This is a genomic window from Nitrospira sp. Nam80 (assembly GCF_965152575.1).
In genome coordinates, this window is the sequence record NZ_OZ224216.1 from 3,518,370 (window position 1) to 3,536,538 (window position 18,169).

At 57.3% G+C, this 18,169-nt stretch carries 22 protein-coding genes; 12 read left to right on the top strand and 10 right to left on the bottom strand.

Features of this window, described 5'->3' with window-relative positions; all coding sequences use genetic code 11:
* Nucleotides 1–184: 184 nt before the first annotated feature.
* From ACWGXE_RS16590 to ACWGXE_RS16600, 3 genes are read right to left on the bottom strand one after another with little or no spacing between them, the layout of a single operon-like run.
* Nucleotides 185–862, bottom strand: coding sequence for a TIGR04283 family arsenosugar biosynthesis glycosyltransferase (locus ACWGXE_RS16590; RefSeq protein WP_447599100.1), 678 nt, complete (start codon nucleotides 860–862; stop codon nucleotides 185–187).
* The gene (locus ACWGXE_RS16595; protein WP_447599101.1) at nucleotides 859–1,494 is read right to left on the bottom strand and encodes a hypothetical protein; all 636 of its coding nucleotides are present in this window, start codon (nucleotides 1,492–1,494) and stop codon (nucleotides 859–861) included. Before ACWGXE_RS16595 ends, ACWGXE_RS16590 begins: the two co-directional genes overlap by 4 nt.
* On the bottom strand, nucleotides 1,475–2,272 hold the full coding sequence (locus tag ACWGXE_RS16600) for a DUF547 domain-containing protein (protein ID WP_447599102.1): 798 nt from the start codon (nucleotides 2,270–2,272) through the stop codon (nucleotides 1,475–1,477). The genes ACWGXE_RS16595 and ACWGXE_RS16600 overlap by 20 nt, the downstream gene beginning before the upstream one ends.
* Before the next feature lie 307 nt (nucleotides 2,273–2,579).
* Here ACWGXE_RS16600 and ACWGXE_RS16605 point away from each other — a divergent pair, with 307 nt between their 5' ends.
* On the top strand, nucleotides 2,580–2,969 hold the full coding sequence (locus tag ACWGXE_RS16605; protein ID WP_447599103.1) for a hypothetical protein: 390 nt from the start codon (nucleotides 2,580–2,582) through the stop codon (nucleotides 2,967–2,969).
* Between the two features lie 115 nt (nucleotides 2,970–3,084).
* Here ACWGXE_RS16605 and ACWGXE_RS16610 read toward each other — a convergent pair whose 3' ends face one another.
* From ACWGXE_RS16610 to ACWGXE_RS16620, 3 genes are read right to left on the bottom strand one after another with little or no spacing between them, the layout of a single operon-like run.
* Complete coding sequence (locus ACWGXE_RS16610; RefSeq protein WP_447599104.1) at nucleotides 3,085–3,837, bottom strand: DUF3047 domain-containing protein; 753 nt, start codon at nucleotides 3,835–3,837, stop codon at nucleotides 3,085–3,087.
* Entirely contained in the window at nucleotides 3,822–5,351 is a 1,530-nt protein-coding gene (locus tag ACWGXE_RS16615) for a mercuric reductase (RefSeq protein WP_447599105.1), read from the bottom strand. The genes ACWGXE_RS16610 and ACWGXE_RS16615 overlap by 16 nt, the downstream gene beginning before the upstream one ends.
* 60 nt (nucleotides 5,352–5,411) lie before the next feature.
* Nucleotides 5,412–6,125: a TVP38/TMEM64 family protein gene (locus ACWGXE_RS16620; protein WP_447599106.1), complete on the bottom strand. Its 714-nt coding sequence runs from the start codon at nucleotides 6,123–6,125 to the stop codon at nucleotides 5,412–5,414.
* A gap of 654 nt (nucleotides 6,126–6,779) precedes the next feature.
* On the opposite strand from ACWGXE_RS16620, the gene ACWGXE_RS16625 reads away from it, so the two are divergent.
* The 7 genes from ACWGXE_RS16625 to ACWGXE_RS16655 all read left to right on the top strand — a co-directional run bounded on the left by ACWGXE_RS16625 (nucleotide 6,780) and on the right by ACWGXE_RS16655 (nucleotide 12,936).
* Nucleotides 6,780–6,929, top strand: a complete 150-nt coding sequence (locus ACWGXE_RS16625; protein WP_447599107.1) for a hypothetical protein — start codon at nucleotides 6,780–6,782, stop codon at nucleotides 6,927–6,929.
* Between the two features lie 389 nt (nucleotides 6,930–7,318).
* Nucleotides 7,319–8,863: a PAS domain-containing sensor histidine kinase gene (locus tag ACWGXE_RS16630; protein WP_447599108.1), complete on the top strand. Its 1,545-nt coding sequence runs from the start codon at nucleotides 7,319–7,321 to the stop codon at nucleotides 8,861–8,863.
* Nucleotides 8,811–9,476, top strand: coding sequence for a response regulator transcription factor (locus ACWGXE_RS16635; protein WP_447599109.1), 666 nt, complete (start codon nucleotides 8,811–8,813; stop codon nucleotides 9,474–9,476). Before ACWGXE_RS16630 ends, ACWGXE_RS16635 begins: the two co-directional genes overlap by 53 nt.
* A gap of 167 nt (nucleotides 9,477–9,643) precedes the next feature.
* On the top strand, nucleotides 9,644–9,961 hold the full coding sequence (locus ACWGXE_RS16640; RefSeq protein ID WP_447599110.1) for a response regulator transcription factor: 318 nt from the start codon (nucleotides 9,644–9,646) through the stop codon (nucleotides 9,959–9,961).
* A gap of 126 nt (nucleotides 9,962–10,087) precedes the next feature.
* Entirely contained in the window at nucleotides 10,088–10,732 is a 645-nt protein-coding gene (locus ACWGXE_RS16645; RefSeq protein ID WP_447599111.1) for a sulfite oxidase-like oxidoreductase, read from the top strand.
* Nucleotides 10,729–11,859, top strand: coding sequence for a dipeptide epimerase (locus ACWGXE_RS16650; RefSeq protein WP_447599112.1), 1,131 nt, complete (start codon nucleotides 10,729–10,731; stop codon nucleotides 11,857–11,859). The genes ACWGXE_RS16645 and ACWGXE_RS16650 overlap by 4 nt, the downstream gene beginning before the upstream one ends.
* A 261-nt stretch (nucleotides 11,860–12,120) precedes the next feature.
* Nucleotides 12,121–12,936, top strand: coding sequence for a hypothetical protein (locus ACWGXE_RS16655; RefSeq protein WP_447599113.1), 816 nt, complete (start codon nucleotides 12,121–12,123; stop codon nucleotides 12,934–12,936).
* A gap of 37 nt (nucleotides 12,937–12,973) precedes the next feature.
* Here ACWGXE_RS16655 and ACWGXE_RS16660 read toward each other — a convergent pair whose 3' ends face one another.
* Nucleotides 12,974–13,165: a DUF3565 domain-containing protein gene (locus tag ACWGXE_RS16660; protein WP_447599115.1), complete on the bottom strand. Its 192-nt coding sequence runs from the start codon at nucleotides 13,163–13,165 to the stop codon at nucleotides 12,974–12,976.
* The gene (locus ACWGXE_RS16665; protein WP_447599116.1) at nucleotides 13,162–13,704 is read right to left on the bottom strand and encodes a hypothetical protein; all 543 of its coding nucleotides are present in this window, start codon (nucleotides 13,702–13,704) and stop codon (nucleotides 13,162–13,164) included. The genes ACWGXE_RS16660 and ACWGXE_RS16665 overlap by 4 nt, the downstream gene beginning before the upstream one ends.
* A 185-nt stretch (nucleotides 13,705–13,889) precedes the next feature.
* Here ACWGXE_RS16665 and ACWGXE_RS16670 point away from each other — a divergent pair, with 185 nt between their 5' ends.
* Nucleotides 13,890–14,828 carry an NAD(P)-dependent oxidoreductase gene (locus ACWGXE_RS16670; RefSeq protein ID WP_447603768.1) on the top strand — a complete coding sequence of 313 codons (939 nt, stop codon included), beginning with the start codon at nucleotides 13,890–13,892 and terminating at the stop codon, nucleotides 14,826–14,828.
* 61 nt (nucleotides 14,829–14,889) lie between these two features.
* Nucleotides 14,890–15,204, top strand: a complete 315-nt coding sequence (locus ACWGXE_RS16675) for a phosphoribosylpyrophosphate synthetase (RefSeq protein ID WP_447599118.1) — start codon at nucleotides 14,890–14,892, stop codon at nucleotides 15,202–15,204.
* A gap of 28 nt (nucleotides 15,205–15,232) precedes the next feature.
* Here ACWGXE_RS16675 and ACWGXE_RS16680 read toward each other — a convergent pair whose 3' ends face one another.
* Entirely contained in the window at nucleotides 15,233–15,541 is a 309-nt protein-coding gene (locus tag ACWGXE_RS16680; protein ID WP_447599119.1) for a cupin domain-containing protein, read from the bottom strand.
* Nucleotides 15,542–15,564: 23 nt separating this feature from the next.
* On the bottom strand, nucleotides 15,565–16,938 hold the full coding sequence (locus ACWGXE_RS16685) for a cytochrome P450 (RefSeq protein ID WP_447599121.1): 1,374 nt from the start codon (nucleotides 16,936–16,938) through the stop codon (nucleotides 15,565–15,567).
* Nucleotides 16,939–17,186: 248 nt separating this feature from the next.
* Between ACWGXE_RS16685 and ACWGXE_RS16690 the strand changes: the two genes are divergently transcribed.
* Nucleotides 17,187–17,561, top strand: a complete 375-nt coding sequence (locus ACWGXE_RS16690) for a YybH family protein (protein WP_447599123.1) — start codon at nucleotides 17,187–17,189, stop codon at nucleotides 17,559–17,561.
* A gap of 90 nt (nucleotides 17,562–17,651) precedes the next feature.
* On the top strand, nucleotides 17,652–18,035 hold the full coding sequence (locus ACWGXE_RS16695) for a hypothetical protein (protein ID WP_447599124.1): 384 nt from the start codon (nucleotides 17,652–17,654) through the stop codon (nucleotides 18,033–18,035).
* Nucleotides 18,036–18,169: the final 134 nt, after the last annotated feature.

The following is an 18,169-nucleotide window of genomic DNA, read 5'->3' on the forward strand; positions in this document are numbered from 1 at the left end:
AACATCCAACGTCCGTTCCAACGTATAGAGGCCTCGCGTGGTTGACAACACGATTGCTTTTTTTCAGCCGGAGGGTTGGAGTAGAACGGCGCCGTCCGGAGAGGGGCGTTCGGAGCGGACCCCATAGATTAGGACACGCCCGGCATCGATCGGTGGAGCAAACCGGCCCCACCATCGCTCCGGCTTACCGTACTTCGCGAAAGAATGCGCGAGGAAGGAACGGCACATGAAACTGCACATGAAGAATAATTAAGAGCACGCGGACGAAGCTGCGCCAAACCCCCATTTTCAGGAACTTTCTGGCATCCGTGATCACCGGCGGGGAGAGCAACAGGGGAGTCGTGACTTGGACAAGTTTTTCGCAGAAGGCCACATCTTCGAGAATCGGCACTTCAGGAAATCCGCCGAGCCGATTGAATAGGCTCCGCCGCACGAACATCGCCTGATCCCCGTAGATAATGCGGCTTCTCATGCACCGGAAATTGTCAAGCCAGGAAATCATTCGTAGCCGCCAGTCGGTCCCCGAGAACCGATGGAGGAATCCGCCGGCTTCGGCTGCTGGCTCTCCCTCCAAGCGGTTCACGCGCACCAACGCCTCTCCGGGAAGTAACGTGTCCGCGTGCAAAAAGAGCAACCATTCACCTCGCGCGACTGCCGCCCCAACATTCATCTGCGTTGCCCGCCCTTTTCGAGCATGGAGCACTCTCACGCCTGTCATGCGCGAGGCAATGGCGACGGTACGGTCCCCGCTTCCACCGTCCACGAGGAGCACCTCAAACTCGCCCGGAAGCTGCATCAGATGATGCAACGTCACCGGCAAGGCTCGCTCTTCATTGTAAGCGGGGATAATAACAGAGATCATTCCAGAACCCAGGCCGGCAGGAACGTCCGCACATCGGCGGCCCAGATAGCCGCATCCTCGTTAATCGTATCGAACAAGTCGCAGAGGGTCAGGACCATCGCTTCAGTCAAGTCCAAATAGAGTTGAGCCTGACTCCGCAAGGCATCCCGGTCCAACTCGCCGGCGGCCATCGCGCGTTCAAGGAGACGACGGCCGAAACCATGATGAGCTTCTTCTTGGCGCAACAGTATCCGCCGCAGCCGCGCAAACGGCGCATGTCGTCGCTCCAGGCCCTGTTCGATCCGGAAGAGGATGGCCTCCCCCAAACCTTCGAGAATGACCTGTTCCGCAAGAATGCTCTCGAGGAACCGTCTCTGTTGTAGCGCCTCATCAAGGAGCCGGCGATACTCTTCAAGAGCGGGAAGAAACGGTGCATCGCCAAGATGCCGTGGCGCCAGCCACGCAATCACACCTTGAAACACCACGGCATGCATCGCTTCCTGGCGAGCCTGGCCGGTTAAAAAACGGCGCGCTGCCGGATCGACGATAAGTCCGGCCTGCCGTTGCGCACAGTCGTGTGCAATCCATTCTCCGTGCTGGAGAAACGTCATGAGTCTGGCAATCGGAACGTTCTCATGAGGATGAATCAGCATTGTCGTCCATTCCCGGCGGCACCCCGTTGAGACTCCAATCGTACTCCAGATACTTCACGGTATACGGCGCCGCCGCGACTTCCTTCGCCAACTGTGGGTCGTCAATGTAACGGCCGACGAAACCTTGGACCGAGCCGCTCTGCGCGGCGAAATCGTCGCCGAACCACTCGAAGATCTTCGAGAGATATGCGATTCGCCGCTCCCGATCGAATCGATTTCGGCTTGAGTCGTTCACAAAGGCCCGCGTCACCTGCTCCAGTTGCTCCTCAAGCCTGTCGCTTCGGTAAGCCCAGGCTTGCAATTTGGGACATGACAGAGACGCGCACACGATCGCGAAGTGAATTCTAGGCTCGGAAAACGGAATCAGAATCCGGCGTTCGAGATCGTAGAGGTTGATCGCTTTCCCTCCCACCCGATACTCCCGCGCGATGAAGTAGCGATATCGGCCCCAGAGGGTCATCGGCGAATACCGATCCACGATCCCTTTCATGGCAAAGGCATTGTACGCATTGATCCAAAACGCGATGCGATCCCCGACTGTGGGCAGCCCGGCCGGATCTACATGGTCGAGTTGGGCGAGATATTCGTGAAAGCGCCGGTCGGTCCGTATGGCTTCGTATGTCACCAGTCCATCTTTGACGTGAGCACGCAAGACTTCATCGAAACGGTCGTGTGAGACTTGCGTTGGGTCGATGGGATGACCGGGATGATAGCTCCTCGGAGCCGTTGAACAGCCGACCACCACGGACAGGAGGAAAGCCAAGGACAGGATCGCCATCACAGGTCCACCAGAGCTAAAAGAAGCCGGCGCGAGGCAGGACATGGCTGCAAGGCGCATCGCATGAAGAACCGGCGAATGCTCGCTCACCAGGCCAGATAGGTCACGTCCACAGATGGTTTTTGCTGACCAGTTTTGCACACCAGCTGCCGTTTTTCTTCCATTCCGACTGACTCGTTAGGACGCTATCCCTTGATAGAAACCCTAAATCGCTGAAAAGGCAGCGCCTGTATCGTTCCTGGCGGCGGCATAAGGCTTGCTGAACAGTGGGAACGGCTCTTCTCCGTTCCAGTTAAGGAGGTCCATCATGAGCAATACGAGTGAGAAAATCGTCCCTGCCGCCATTATGGCCTTGGCGTTCATCACATTGATCGGCTCACCAGTATGGGCAAAGAGCCAGAAGAAATCCAGCCGATCGTCGGCTGCGTCCGCCGCGGCTGAGATGGGCCACATGCCGGAAATATCCCCTGCCCCTAAGCCGGGACAGCATGACACCAAGCCGGGGCCTGCATGGAAAACGATCGGAGGCACCGTGAAGGGCATACAAGGCGACGTGTATACGGTCGAAGACTACGAAGGCAATCAAGTCAAACTCCATATCGGTCAGGGAACGAAACACCTCCGCGGCAATAAGAAAATAGGCGATACAATCCGGGCTGAAGTCACCCGCGGTGCGTTCGCGAACTCGGTCCAATAACTCGCCGATGTCACGGCCGCCGGCGGCCTCCTGTTCTACAAGGGCTGATTGGAAGCCCCATCCGGAGCGGGCTACCGAGGCGAACCTTGCCCGTCCATCTTCCTCGCTCGCGCCGCTATCTCGATGCCTTGTAGAATAGGATATCGCCGTAATACGCCGTCGCCGCCTCACGAGTATTGTCGGTATCGCTCATGATCGCCACGCCGTTAATCATGGGCGGCTCCTCATTGAAGGCTTTCTTGTAGTCTTCATACACATTCCGCTCTTCCTCCACCCAACGGCCCACATCGGCTGATCCGCTCCGGACGACGATCATCTTCGCAAAATCTGTGAAAGCATTGTCCACCATTATCCCCTTCGGCGCCTTGCCGTCCCAGATGTAATTGAGCGCTCCGATTGGAAGGTGCCCAAAGATGGCTTGCCCGGCCTTGAATTTCAGTTTCTTGGTGAATCCGACTTTGTCCGGGTCATATTCAAACGTGATATAGAGCCTGGCAGGATAATCATCACCGGCTTTGCGGCGAACGTCGCTGTTTTGGATGAGGTTCATCACCTTCCATCTCCATCGAACGATCGGATATTCCTTGGGGTCAAATTTCACTTCTTTGATCAAACCCGATGCGGAAGACTCGCTCCTGGCCTTTATGACCACGATGTTCTCGTCTTTCACCAGCTCATAGCTGGTATGCCGGTCCACTTTCTTGAATGTGAGCGGCTTCCAACCATCAGGAAGCGATTGCGCCAACGTCGCCGTTGAAAAGGCGCCAACTTCCAGGATGGGAATGGATTCGGCACCGGTGCAAACAGAGGCGATCCAGAACAGGCAGACGATTCCCGCCATAATGACCGCTCCTATTTCCTTGCCCATGCGAACCATTTTCTCAGAATATTTTTTTGGCCGTCGGTGAAGTGTGCTTTTCGCCAAAGGTTCACCGCCTTTTTATTGACCTCCGCCTGCGTCGGATAAGGATGAATCGTACTCGCAAGGACCTTGGCTCCCGCGCCGGCCTTCATCAGCGCCGTGATTTCACTGATGAGGTCCCCGGCATGGGCCGCGACGATTGTGGCGCCCACAATCGTATCCGACCCCTTCCGAATGTGAACTCTGGCAAAGCCCCGGTCTTCGCCGTCGAGCACCGCTCGGTCCACTTCATCGAGTTGGTAGGTGTAGGTCTCGAGCGCGATGCCTTTCTTACGGCCGTCCGCCTCGTACATTCCCACATGGGCGACTTCCGGTTCAGTAAACGTGCACCAGGGTATGATCAGCTGATCCATCTCGGCATACGCCATGCCGAGGGGATGCGGGAAGAGTGCATTCTGAATCACGATCTGCGCCATCGCGTCGGCGGCATGGGTAAATTTGTAGCGCGAACAAATATCTCCGGCTGCGTAAATTCGTGGGCTCGTCGTTTGGAGCCGTCCGTTCACCTTCACCCCGGCTTGGTCATATTCGACGCCTACGGATTCCAACCCGAGACCTTCGACATTGGGCTGACGGCCGACGGCGACCAAGATCTCGTCCACCGTGATATCGTACTGTTGCTCATGCGAATGCACCGATAACTGCTTGCCGTCCTTCCCCTTGCCGACCTTCACCTCCTTGCCGCAACAGAGCAAAGTCACGCCGTCGCGGACCATTGATTGCAGCACGATATCCGCCGCATCGCGATCCTCGTTCGGCAAAATGCCGTGCAAAGCTTCGATCAGATGCACCGAACTGCCGAACCGGGCAAAAGCCTGGGCGAGTTCGCATCCGATCGGACCGGCCCCGATGATTCCCAGGCGCGCAGGCAGTTCGGTCAAACTGAAGACCGTTTCATTGGTGAGATACCGCGCCTCGTGGAGCCCCGGGATCGAGGGCATTGCAGGCCGAGCCCCTGTACAGACAGCTGCTTTGGCAAACCTGAGCTTCCGGTCTCCCGCCGGTCCTTCGACCATGACCGTATCATCGCCCGTGAATCGCGCATGGCCGAGATAGACATCGACTCCGAGAGTCTTGAACCGCTGAGCCGAATCCATGGGGCTGATCCTTGTTCTCAGCCGCCTCATGCGTTCCATGACTGTCCCGAAATCATATGTCACGCCGGCCGGGATCTGGATACCGAACTCCCCTGCGCGCTTGACATCCGTCCAGGCGCGCGAGGCCCGAATCATTGCCTTGGACGGCACGCATCCGACGTTCAGGCAATCGCCGCCCATGAGATGTCGTTCGATCAAGGCGACTTTCGCCCCCACGCCGGCGGCGATGGCGGCCGTCACCAAGCCGGCTGTTCCGGCTCCAATGACGACCATGTTGTAACAGGACGTAGGATTCGGATTCTGCCAGGCCGCGGGATGGACGTTCTCGATCAGTTTCCGGTTGTAGTCATCGTCAGGCAGCATGAGTCCCCACCCCCCGTAACCATCGTTTTTTTCATGGTCGATCAGAAGAGGACCGTGCCGTCATCCGGTCCGTCTCATTCTCTTATAGATGAGAGGCGCTAACGCCAAGAGTCCCAGCAATGTAAACGCCAGCAACACATTGGGCGAGGCAATTTCCTTCAATGAATTAATGCTGCCGAGCTGACGGCCTGCATTGGCATAGACGAAACTGCCCGGAACGATGCCCAACGCCGTCGCTGCAATGTAGGTCCCGGCGCTCATTCGGGTCAGCCCCGATACCAGATTAACCAGGAAGAAAGGGAACAAAGGAATCAATCGCAGGGTCATCAGATAGCTGAACGCGTTCTCGGCAAATCCCTCTTGAATCGGTCGAAGTTTATGCCCGAAGGTGCGCTCGACCCAATCACGCAGCAAATACCGCGAAGCCAAAAACGCGATGGTCGCTCCGCTGGTTGCACCCACATTCACGTAGAGCGTGCCCAGCAGGCCGCCGAAGAGAAACCCGCCGGCCAACGTCATGATCACCGCGCCGGGCAACGACAAGCCGGTCACGACACAATAGAGGGCGATAAAGACAGAAACTGCGGCGGCATAGTGATCGTCGGTAAAGACCAACAGGCGGTCTCGATTCGCCTTGAGCGCCTCCAGAGATAGATATCGCCCGAGGTCGAAATACACAAACGCACCGACGCCGCTTACCAACAGCGCGAAAAGAAGCGCCTTTCCAATGGAAAACTTTTGCGCGGCGGGAGAGCCGGAGACAATGCTTGCCATGATGAAGCGGTATCATGGTGCGCTTCCTACCGGCCTGTCAATGCATGCTCGCGAGGAGTTCCTTGCGTCCTAAGCCCTCTACTCCATGGGAGGGACAAGAGCGGCATATTGAGCCTCACCGGCATTCATCCGCGAGCCATCGACTGTGCCGCGGCTTGACACGGGAATAGGAACAACGGCGCACGGGATTACCAGCCGCCATTGCATTACAATGAGGACACAATTGAGTGTTGACAAGGACTTAGTTTGTCCTGCAAAACTGAACCCGATCCGGGAATCATTCATCTCGCCGGCGGCCTGGATTATGCAGACTTTGCGGAGAGGTGATGGTTTCTTGGTGAGAGGTCTTTCTCTCAAGGATCGGTCCTGTTCCACCGAAAGCTGTATAGCGGCCTGATAGAAACGGAGCTAGGTTTTGCCTACGATGAATCACCCAGTTGAAAGGACGCCCGCCATGCTGGATCACTCGCTTGACGCGCCGCGCAATGAAGGAGCATCTTCCTATAGGGATTGCCACAATCATGCATGGATGCGCTTGTGCCCCTGCTGTCTTCATAAGCTCTCCAAGAGCGACCCGGCAGAGGCATGGACCTGTCGATGCGGCTGGCAAACTCCGTGACGTGGTACACTTAACGGTAACAGGAGGTGGTGAACATGGTGCCTCTTTCCATGCATGACCTCAAGGGTGGATTTTTCTTGCTTGCCAGTTTCATCATGCTCGCCCTTATCTGTGCCATTGCGGCCCTGGGCACGGTGATGCGCCCTCAGCGATGGTGCGAGAGGCAAACAAGATTGTCGGTCTGAAGATCGATCTGTCGCGAACGAGACGATTCACCGACCCGTTACCCTGCCACTCATTTTCTTTCTCTTCATCCTCCACCACGTGATGTCAGTCATCCGGACCGCGGACCCTCAAGCCGGCGTGAGGCTCGTACCACGCAAGCAATGGGGTTTACGGGAGATCTCCGGCCCATGTATGCTAGCGCGTCACATTACTAGGCACGATACACGCCCAGCATTGTCCCGACTGAATTCGATTCGGTTCGGTCCATTGTGAAAAGAACCGCTTGGTGGTTCCCGCGATCTATGAAAGTACTTCCCTCAGTCCCCTCTGCAACGCGACATTTCTTTGATTATCTGACGGATATATCCGGATAAACGGCATGGCGATCAAAGCTTCGAGGACTAAGACAATGTCGACTGCCGGCCATGCAGCCCGTCCCAAGTGTTTCGGGGAGACCCCTGATGAACTCATGGAATACCGGCGGGCGCTGGAGACGTTGCAGGAAAGCGAGGATCGCTTCAGGAGTTTCATGGATCACACGCCGGCGCTGGCATGGCTGAAAGACGAACACGGTCGCTACGTCTATGCCAATCGCATGTGGGAAGAGTCAGTCAAATTATCACCAGGCGAATGGCTTCATCTCACCGACGACTCGATTCACCCACCCGACATGGCCCTTCAATGCCGGGATGGGGATCTTGCCGTCCTCTCGTCACGCAAAGTGTACGAAGGCCTCGAAACATCGAAGGACGACGCAGGGAATATTCATTATTGGTGGGTCTTAAAATACCCATTCCAGGATAGAAAAGGTGTCCGCTACGTCGGAGGCATCGCCCTTAATATCACGGAACGGACCGAAGCAGAGCGTTCCTTGCAAGACAGCGAACAGCGCTATCATGCGCTATACGACGACAATCCGACCATGTTTTTCACACTCTCGATCGACGGCACGGTGCTATCCGTCAATCGATATGGCGCGGGCCAGCTCGGCTATGCGCAACATGACTTGATCGGTCATTCCGTCCTCGACGTGTTCCATCCGGAAGATCACGCACAAGTTCTCGAACAACTCGCCGCCTGCCGAACCAACGTGTCCGAGACTATTACATGGGAATTGCGCAAAGTCCGCAAGGACCGGACTACCCTGTGGGTGAGAGAATGCGCCCGCGCCGTCCCCGATCCGAAAGGGCGGCTCGTCATTCTTATCGTATGCGAAGATATCACCGATCGAAAAATCGCGGAGCGGGCCTTGCGCCGGGCACACGTTCGCATGCAAGCAATCCAAGCCGAGCGGGAACGGCTCGCGCATGATCTTCACGATAATATTATTCAACGGCTGTATGCGATCGGGATGGGCCTGGAGGACGGGCGCTACCGAATAAAGGAAACGGGAGAGGGCTCCATCTCCACTCTGCTCAACCGCTCCATCGAAGAACTAAATTTGGTCATCGAAGACGTGCGGAATTTCATCGGCGGAAAAGATCCTCTGCTGCAGTTAAGCCCGGCATCAACGGCCGCGCGGTTCCGCAAGCTGGCACGGAAGCGCAGTAATGGCTCAGGCACCGCGATTGATGCGCGAATAGACGATGGAGTGGCCGAGGATCTGTCCGACATCCAAAGAAAACACCTCTATCTCATTGCTCAGGAAGCGGTGAACAACATTCTGCGCCATTCACAGGCTGCAAAAGGCTCCCTCTATCTACGTGCGGAGCCACATGGGATCGTTATGACCATCCAGGACAATGGAATCGGATTCGACCCTACCGCCCCGATGATGAGCCGGTTTGGACTGAAAACCATGAGAGCCCGGGCAAAAAAGATCGGCGCTCGCTTCAAGCTACGATCTCACCGGCAAAAGGGCACCACCGTGACGGTTGAACTACGCAAACAACGGATGGAGAATGAGCCGCAGATTGACTCAGACTATTCGCGTGCTTCTCGTAGAAGACCATGAAGTGGTGCGAGAAGGCCTGCGGGCGCTTCTCGAACGCGATCCCGGCATTTCTGTGATCGGCGACGTCGGCACGGCGTCCGCGGCGATCCAGGCCGCGCGTGAGCTATCGCCCCACGTGGTCGTGATGGATGTCCGCCTGCCTGACAACAGCGGCATCACGGCTTGCCGGACAATCCGGGAACATCACCCGGCCGTGCGCATTATCTTTTTGAGCTCATTCACAGACGATATCGCGGTGACAGAAACGATTCTCGGGGGAGCGGACGGGTATCTTCTCAAACGAGTCAACGCCACCGGCCTAACCCGAGCCGTCCACACCGTCGCAGCCGGCCAAACCATTTTGGATCCCGCCGTGAAAGACGCGGTCGTGACCAGAACGGATCGTCCCGGTCATGAAGGCGGCCGCCTGCTGGCTAAGCGCTACCGCTTATCGCCGCAGCAAACCCGCGTGCTGGCTCTTGTGGCGGAGGGAAAGACGAACAAAGAAATCAGCCAGACACTGAATTTGAGTGAGAAGACGGTCAAGAATTATGTGCGCTTCATATTTCACAAGCTAGACTTCACGCGCCGCTCCCAAGCGGCCGCATATTTTGCCCGGATGTCGTCGAACTAGGTAGATCACTAGCTCCTTTTGCAGCCCTTCCCTAGAGCCGAAAAACCTCGTTCGCGTAGATCTAAGGAACCTAGCGGCATCCTGTGTGTTTCTCTACAAAGAGCACTCCATTCGGATACTGATGCGCCCCACTATGGTCGGAACCGCCGTATGGCGACAAGGAAATTATGAAGCGTTCTCGGCAGCCCTCGCAGACAAAGCCACCTTCAAAAGAGTCGGCTCCACAAGAGCTGCACGTCGCCTCTCCGCGACCGACCCGCCGCATCACGCCTCGCGAACAACAGGTCTTACAGATGGTCTGGGAAGGATTCATGAATCGCGATATCGGCCGGCGGCTGAAAATCAGCGTCAGAACCGTGGAAGCGCACCGTTCCTCAATCATGTTGAAAATGGGCGTCTCAAATACGGCGCAACTCCTTCGGGAGGCGATTCAGCTTGGTTTGCTGAAAACAGGCGCGATTCGCCGGAAGCCCGCAAACCATTGAGAGCACGGCGCAAGCGAGCCTGATTACCGCATTTCTTGTTCCACGTCTTCCTCCGCCTTTCATGTGTCATAGCGGGGCTTGTCAAATCGACCTGTCTTGGCCTACTCTCTCCGCAGGAGGCCTGTCATGAACCAGAACGAACGGCTGATTAAGACAAAGGAGCAGTGGGCGAAGGCCCGGCGCGGCGGTGAAGAACGGGAAGTATTCCATGAAGGAGACGATCGATTACCGCCGGGACAGCATGTCGTGGAGACATGGCCGGTCTTGGATCTCGGCCGCAAACCGGACATTTCCCTCCCGGACTGGTCACTGACTGTCGAAGGGTTCGTGTCACGGCCTGTCACATGGAGCTGGGAGGACTTTCTTTCGCAACCCCAGATGACCACCGTCTCGGATTTTCATTGCGTGACCAGCTGGAGCCGCTTTGACAATGAATGGGAGGGAGTCGCCTTCAAACATCTGATCGAGATCGTCCGACCGCTGTCGTCAGCCCGCTTTGTGCTTTTTGCCTCTTACGACGACTACACGACCAATCTTCCGCTGTCCGCCTGTGATGACGAGGACGTGTTGCTGGCTTCCAAATGGAACGGCCGCCCCCTCACGAAGGACCACGGCGGCCCGGTTCGGATGATTGTCCCGAAACGTTACGCCTGGAAAGGCGCGAAGTGGGTGAAGCGCATCGTCTTTTCGGATCGAGACGAAAAAGGCTTTTGGGAGGTCCGCGGCTATTCCAATACCGCTCTTCCCTGGGAGAACGATCGCTATGGATGACCATCATCAAATCATCGCGCCCACCCATGCGATTTACGGTTACCAAAATTGAATTCTGGCCGGTCGATATCCCCATCACCGATCCCTTCGTGGTCGCGACGGGCACGCGGCTAACAGCGCACAACGTCTTTGTCCGCGTCACGCTGGCATCGGGCATCCAGGGGTATGGTGAAGCGGCGCCATTTCCCGAAGTGGGTGGCGAGAGCCGCGAGAGTTGTCTGGCTTCCATGGCGATGCTCGGGAAATCGCTGATCGGACAATCCGTGCTTCAATACAAATATCTCGCGGGATTGCTGGCCGACCTGTCGGATTCCTCACAGCCGGCGGCGCGTTGCGCATTGGAAACCGCCGTCTTGGACGCATTGTGCCGCCAAGCCGGGATCCCGATGTGGGGGCTCTGGGGAGGCGCCGATCTCCGTGAACGGGAAAGCGACATTACCATTCCCATTGTGGACCGGCACAAAACACTGGAATTGGCCCACCGATGGTATGCGGACGGATTCCGCCTGTTCAAAATGAAAGTAGGCAGGCATGTCGATGAGGATATCGCCCGACTCGAAGCGGTGCATCAGGCCTTGCCGGGGATCGGTTTTATCGGCGACGGCAATCAAGGGTTCACCCGTGAAGAATGTCTGGGCTTTACGGAGGGCGTGAAACGATTCGGCGGCAAATTGGTCCTCCTTGAACAGCCGCTGGCCCGGCAGGATCTCGATGGGTTGTCGGCGCTTCGCCATCTGACCGGCGTGCCGGTCGCGGTTGACGAATCGGTTCGTTCGCTCTCCGACGCCAGGACGGTGATCGATAAACAAGCCGCGGATTACGTGAATATCAAGATCATGAAGACCGGCGTCATCGAAGCGCTGGAGATCGCTTCGTTCGTTCGCTCCGCCGGCCTCCGGTTGATGGTGGGAGGAATGGTGGAAACCCGCATCGCCATGGGCTGCTCGCTCAGCCTTGTTTTAGGGCTGGGCGGGTTCGACGTGCTCGACCTCGACACACCGTTGCTCCTGGCCATGGATCCTGTACGGGGCGGCTATCACTATCGCGGCCCCCATTTGCAGCCGTGGGAAGGAGCCGGCCTTGATATGCAGACAGACTGCATCCATCCGGTTACGACTCTCCATTAGTTGAGTTGTTCGCTTGGCAAGCCGCCTGCACTGAGACCTTGCCCGCTGTTCAGAAGCTTGCCTCTCCCTACATCATTGACTGTCCCGATCGTCGCACAAGGCCGCCTGTATCATTTCATCGACCTCGGGGCTGAGAGCATGGAGTTGCACGGCACTTTTCGACTTTTATTTGCCGTTTGGGCTGTTTTCTGGAACAGTAAGCCTTGGATCGGCGGTCAACCGTATTTTCCCTGTTGCACGACTCACCACGAGGGAACACCTATGAAGGTATTTGCCCATTTCCGTTCATACACCTTGGTTCCCTGGAGCCGCCAGCATGTGCGGTACTTCTGTTTTGGCATCGTCTGTGCCGTCTCCCTGGTCGGCTGCGTGTCTAAAAGCCGGTATGAGACCGTGACGACTGAAATGGATGGTCTACGAACCGAACTGACACGGGCGCAAGGCGATGTCCAGAAGCTTGAACAACAGAAAGAGGCCTTGCACAAACTGAATGTCGATGGGGAACAGCTCCTGACCGGCATCAGAGCGGAACTGCAACAAGCGCGGGCCAGTTATGCCGAATACAAAGCGGAACAAAACCGGCTGGAAGCGCTCAAAGCCAAAGCCCATGCGCTCCAAATCGAACACGCAAAACAGGTCCAGGGCGTCAAGGCGGCGAAGCGGGATCAATTACGAATGCAAGCGGTCATCGAACGGTACGAACGAGACATGGGCCAGGCGCCGGACATTGGCGATATGCTCCGCGTTTCGCAAGCAACGGATATGAACGGAGGAAACTCCCGTCTGGTGGCGACCGTGACGCCGCTTCCTTCGGAAACTTCATCGCCTGCATATCCTTCTGCCGACGTACAAGCTGGCCTCGGTGCCCCGCCGGCTCCTCAAGTCGTGGCCGCTGCGGGCACCTCTCCAGCTCCCTCTGTCACACCGGCTGCGCCGGCTTCATCCGTTCAACCCGCGGCCAAACCTGTTCCGCCCGCCGCACCGAGCCCGAAACCACAGCCCACTCATGAAAATGATTCGTGGCTCGGCAGTTTAACGGGATGGCTATCATCTCTGTGGGGCTGGCTGTTCCCATAACGCGGCGAAGCCGGACAGCTTCCCAAGCTCTCTGCCACTACTGGCCTTCATCGCATTTCTTGCAATTCAGCGTCGCGCCGAGTCGATTCCTGCGTCCTTCTTCAGTAAGCACCCAGGGCCTCGTGGTCATCGGCGGTTGATGGCGCACATGCTGCCCGTGGCCGCACTCAAGGTCCGCCACCCAATGGTTCTCTTCGTCCAGGTGATAGCCGACAATTCTGCGGATCACAGAACCTTCGCATTCTGCGCTTCTTGGATAAAGCGCTCAATACAATGCTTGATCCCGGCCCTGATCACCAACCCGCTTGTCGAAAGGGCGGCTGATTGCGCTTGCCTGGATTCGCAGGTGTAAGAATAGGCCACGGCTCCGCTGCGCTTTACTCTGTATGAGACATGGATCTCAAAGACTTGACCGTCTGGCCCTTCATAGTCAAAGTAAAACCGTTCGACTGTTCCGGTAATCACCAACGCCCCCGTGGGCGCCACCTCATAGCCGGAATGATCGAGCTCGCTCTTCAAGGCCTGTGTGAAGAAGTCGCCGATGTTCTGAGATAAGTAGAATGCTTCGAATTCTTGAGCATCGGCCTGCATCTCTTTCGGCCGGTCGATTCCTTGTTGAGGCGCTCGATACTCGAACGTCTCAACCTGCAGCCTACCATGGCCTTTGAGCGGATTGGACGGGATATAATCCAACGAGATCACGCGAGGGCATCCGGCAGTCAACCAGCTGCTCAGAAGCAGGAGAGCGACAACGGCTAAACTGGGCACGGCTTCTCTCGTACCAATCTCAACCTCCCTCTCTACGCCAGAACGCGGCGTAAAGGTACCACGTTTCCTCGAACTTCTTCTATCGGGGCCCGGCTCGCGTCCGATCGCGCCATCACTTTGACCTGGTTCCCCGGCAGGATTCCCGGTCGATAATCGAAGCGACGAACTATGTTAGACTGGCTCTCATTCGTGGCAGCAATTCGAAGGGAGCGACCTACGTGATGACCACCTCTGAGTTTCACATTGGTTTCGTGGGAGTCGGCCGGATGGGCGCCAATATGGCACGCCGGCTCAAAGACAAGCAGTACCGGGTCACGGCGGTGCACGACATCAATCAAGACCAGGCCAATGAACTGGCCAAGGAATTGGATTGCGAAGCGGCAAACCAGCCGGTACAGGCGGCTGCCCGTTCCAATATCTTGTTCACGGTCGTCTCAGATGACGCGGCCATGCGTCGGATCTATGACGCGCACGATCCCGGCAGTCTCCTGCGCCATGCCAAAGATCGACTTTTCATTAACTGCGCGACGCTCTCGCCCTCTGTTCACCAGGAGGTGGAAGCGTTGATCGAACAAGCTGGCGGTCGGAGCTTGGAGGCCTGTATGGCCGGCAGCATCACGCAAGCACGGGAAGGCACTCTTTATCTCATGTGCGGTGGACGGCCGCACACCTTTGAACTGGCAAGGCCGCTGCTGGAGGACCTAAGCGCCAGGATACGCTACATCGGCCCGGCGGGGGCACCCGCGAAGGTCAAAGTGCTCGTCAACATGGTCATGAACTCCAATACGGCGGCGCTGGCCGAGGGGCTCGGATTAGGCGCAGCCTTGGGCCTTGATTTGACGATGCTGCGGGAGGTGTTCGCCCAGACCGGCGCCCATTCCCGAGTGTTGGAAACGGATGGCGAAGATATGCAGCACCGGGCACATGATTGTTATTTTTCTGCCGCTCATGCGGCAAAGGATTCAGGTATCGCGCTAACCCTGGCCGAGGAGGCTGGATTGGATTTGCCGGTCGCCAAGGCCACCTATAGGCAATACCGGCGATTGGTGCAGCAGGGAAAGGGTGACCTTGATAAATCCGCCGTCGCGGAATTGACGTTCAAGGATCGGATGCGCCCCTATTGAACAAGGTCTCGGTCCAACCCATCATGCATGAAGGAAGCCGGGTCGCATGGGGGACGAACCGATGACACTGCAATCGTACAAGACGCTGTCGGAAGCGGTTGAAGGACTTCGGAAGAGAGGCTATACGGCGAACTTCGAGTTTCTCGACAAAACCTTTAAGGCGGTCAACAGCGGGAAAACATTCAGGCCCGATCAGTTGACCATCGTCGAGCACCACCGGTTCGAAGGCGTGAGCGACCCGGATGACATGTCGGTGCTCTATGCCATCGAAGCAAACGACGGCACGCGCGGCACGATCGCCGATGCGTTCGGGCCTCAGGCCAACCCGGAACTCGGCGCCTTTCTTAAGACAGTGAAGATGCACGAAGGAATTTAGGTGGAGGCTCGCGCCGCGGCCAGAATCCCTATACTCTCACACCATCCAGGCTCACCACCGGCTCATCGCCAACCACTTGAGCCGAGTGAACCACGCCGGCCGACACCGCCAGCATATCCCTTGCTTCCAGGACAATCTCTTGGCCCTCGACCACCATTCTAAAGCGCCCCGATATCACGGCATCCATTTTATCCACTCCGTGCGAATGATCAGGGAAATAGACGCCGGCTTGGTACACATACCGGGTCACCGAATAACCGAGGCATTCGATTTTTCGCTTCAAGGCGGCTTCGGTGAGACGTCCGTCCACGGCTAGATTCCAACGTGAAAAGCTCATGTTAGTGATTCAGGCAGGAACCTTCAGAGGCGTTTCCGCACCATCATCTTCAATCCGTTCTTGGGCCTGACGGTCACCGCGACCTCAGGTTCGACTTTGTAACCCGGCGCGACATCCAATTCGTACCGCTGGGCGATGAGCGCCAACAGCAGCGGCCCCTCGATCATGGCGAAGTGGTTTCCGACGCAGGTGCGATGGCCGGCACCGAACGGCATCCAGGCCAGCCGATGGCCGGTGGCATCCGCCCCACCCATAAACCGTTCCGGCCGGAAGGCCTCCGGTTCGGCCCAGAAGTCCGGATGCCGGTGAATATTCCAAAGACCGATGATCACTAACGATCCGGCCTTGATCGGGCAGCCACCCAGGCTCGTGTCATGCAACGCTTTGCGCTGAAGCGCCGGCGCCGGGGGATAGAGCCGCAGTGTCTCTTCAAAAATCGATCTCGTGTAAGGCAAGCGCGGGACATCCTCAACCGTCGGTGTACGGGATTGGAGGACGTCCGCCAATTCGACGTAGAGCTTCGCTCGCACGTCCTGGTGATGGGCCAATAAATACCAGATCCAACTCAAGCCATTGGCAGTGGTCTCATGGCCGGCCGCGGCGATTGTCAGCAACTCATCACGCAGCTGCTCATCGGTAAGGCCTGATCCCGTCTCTTCATCGACGGCGTGCAGCAGATGATCCAACAGATCGCCGTGTCGATCTCTGCTGCGCCGTCGCCCGCTGATCAACCCGTACATCAGCCGGTCCACAGAGGCCTTGGCCTTTTGGAACGCGCGGTTGTCCCGCGTCGGAACCCACAGAGGCAGGCGGAGCGGATTGTGAAAAGATTGAAACGCATAGCGAAGCAGCGTATCGAGCGCCGGGGCAAGGCGGCCTACCTCGTGCAGCAGGCTCGTGCTGAACATCGTCCGCGTGATGACATCGAGCGTGGCCTTCATCATCTCGGCCGCGACATCCATCGTTTGTGGTCGATCCAGCACGTCCCAACGTTGCAGCAGCTCTTCTCCGACCGCCACGATTTCCCGTGCCATCGCGATCACGCGCTGGCGTTGAAATACCGGCTGGATGAGCCGGCGGTTCTTTTTCCAGACCGATCCTTCGCTCGTCAGCAGACCGTTGCCTAGGACGAGGCCCAATCCGGTCGGTTTACCCGGATTGTAGATCTTGCCGAAATCGTCCGGCTTGTGGAGCAGCGCCTCTTCCGCCAAATCCGGATGGCTCAGCAGATAGCAGGCTCTCGTTCCGAGCTGGAAGCGCACGAGATCGCCGTACTGCCGGCGCCACGCCGCCATGATATCCAACGGACGCTGTTTGAATTCCCACAGATGGCCCACGAACCAGCGTCCAGGTGGGACCTGCCTGACCTTGAACGATGGCAACGATGGAAGCGACATGCGCGTCATCTCGTAATCCACTTATAACGAATCTCTCCCGGCATGCAAGCGGGCATACCGAGGTGGATCCGAACGAGGTTGCATTGACAACCTCGGATGGTTCCCTTACCGTCAGGTGGAACAATATTGCAAATCGCTTCACCGCGGATTGGCCATGGACCAACTCATCGCCCCACCCATCTATGACGGTCAATACCGCGAGCCTGGCTTCTCCACAATGGCTGAACTGATCTTGAGGAGGATGATGTATGGATCCGCATTCGCCGAAGAATCTTCATACACAATTCGTAGCGTCATTCAATGCCCGCGATATTGACGGACTGATGGCGCTGTACGAAAAGGCCGCCGCATTGGTGCCGCAACCAGGCGCCGTCACCATCGGCTACGACGCAAACCGCCAAGCGTTGCAACAGTTCCTGGCTCTGAACGGACGCATCGAGATCGACACCATCGAAATTATCCAGGCCGGAGATCTCGCCCTACTTCGCGGCGAATGGCGCCTCACCGGTACCGGACCGGACGGCAAATCACTTGCTATGTCGGGCAGGAATATCGAGGTGGCGCGACGGCAACCTGCCGGTCATTGGCAATTCGTCATTGATCACCCTTACGGCGCCGGATAAGGCTCATCGTGCGCCTCAACGCCATGATCCGCTGTTGAAATATCGACTTCAGTTGCCAGGCAGGGAAGGCATGCTACACCGCTAGCTACCATGCCGGGCGGCGACGACATCGTCCAATGTTTTCAGACACCCTGGGGCATCGCCTGGCTGGCGATTCTGTGCGGCCTCATCTACGGACGGTGTCGGATGAAGTGGTATTTTCCTCTGTCCGCTTCACCATCCCGAATATTTTCACAGGGCGACATGTTGACCAGCAGCACCTCGATGCGGAGAGTCGCGCTGGCCCTCTATGCCGGCGGAGCGGCCGTGACGCTGATCGCCTTTCCCTTCCTTGCCACCCACCTGGCATCCGGCCAATCAGACGGGACCGGCGCCGTCGTCTTGACCCTTGTCGGCTTGGCCGATGTCATTGCAGGCATCATCCTGCTTCGAAACGCCAGGTGCCGGCATGACATGGCTGCCGTAAGGTTTTGAAGCGCTGGGGACGCGTCCTCGTATCGCCTTCACTTCCATGTTATGGACCGACTCGACGGCCAGCCGGCCTTCGCCCATGACATGAGCCGCCTCATAGAGCATCCGCCACACAATCGGTTCATCGAAATCGACCA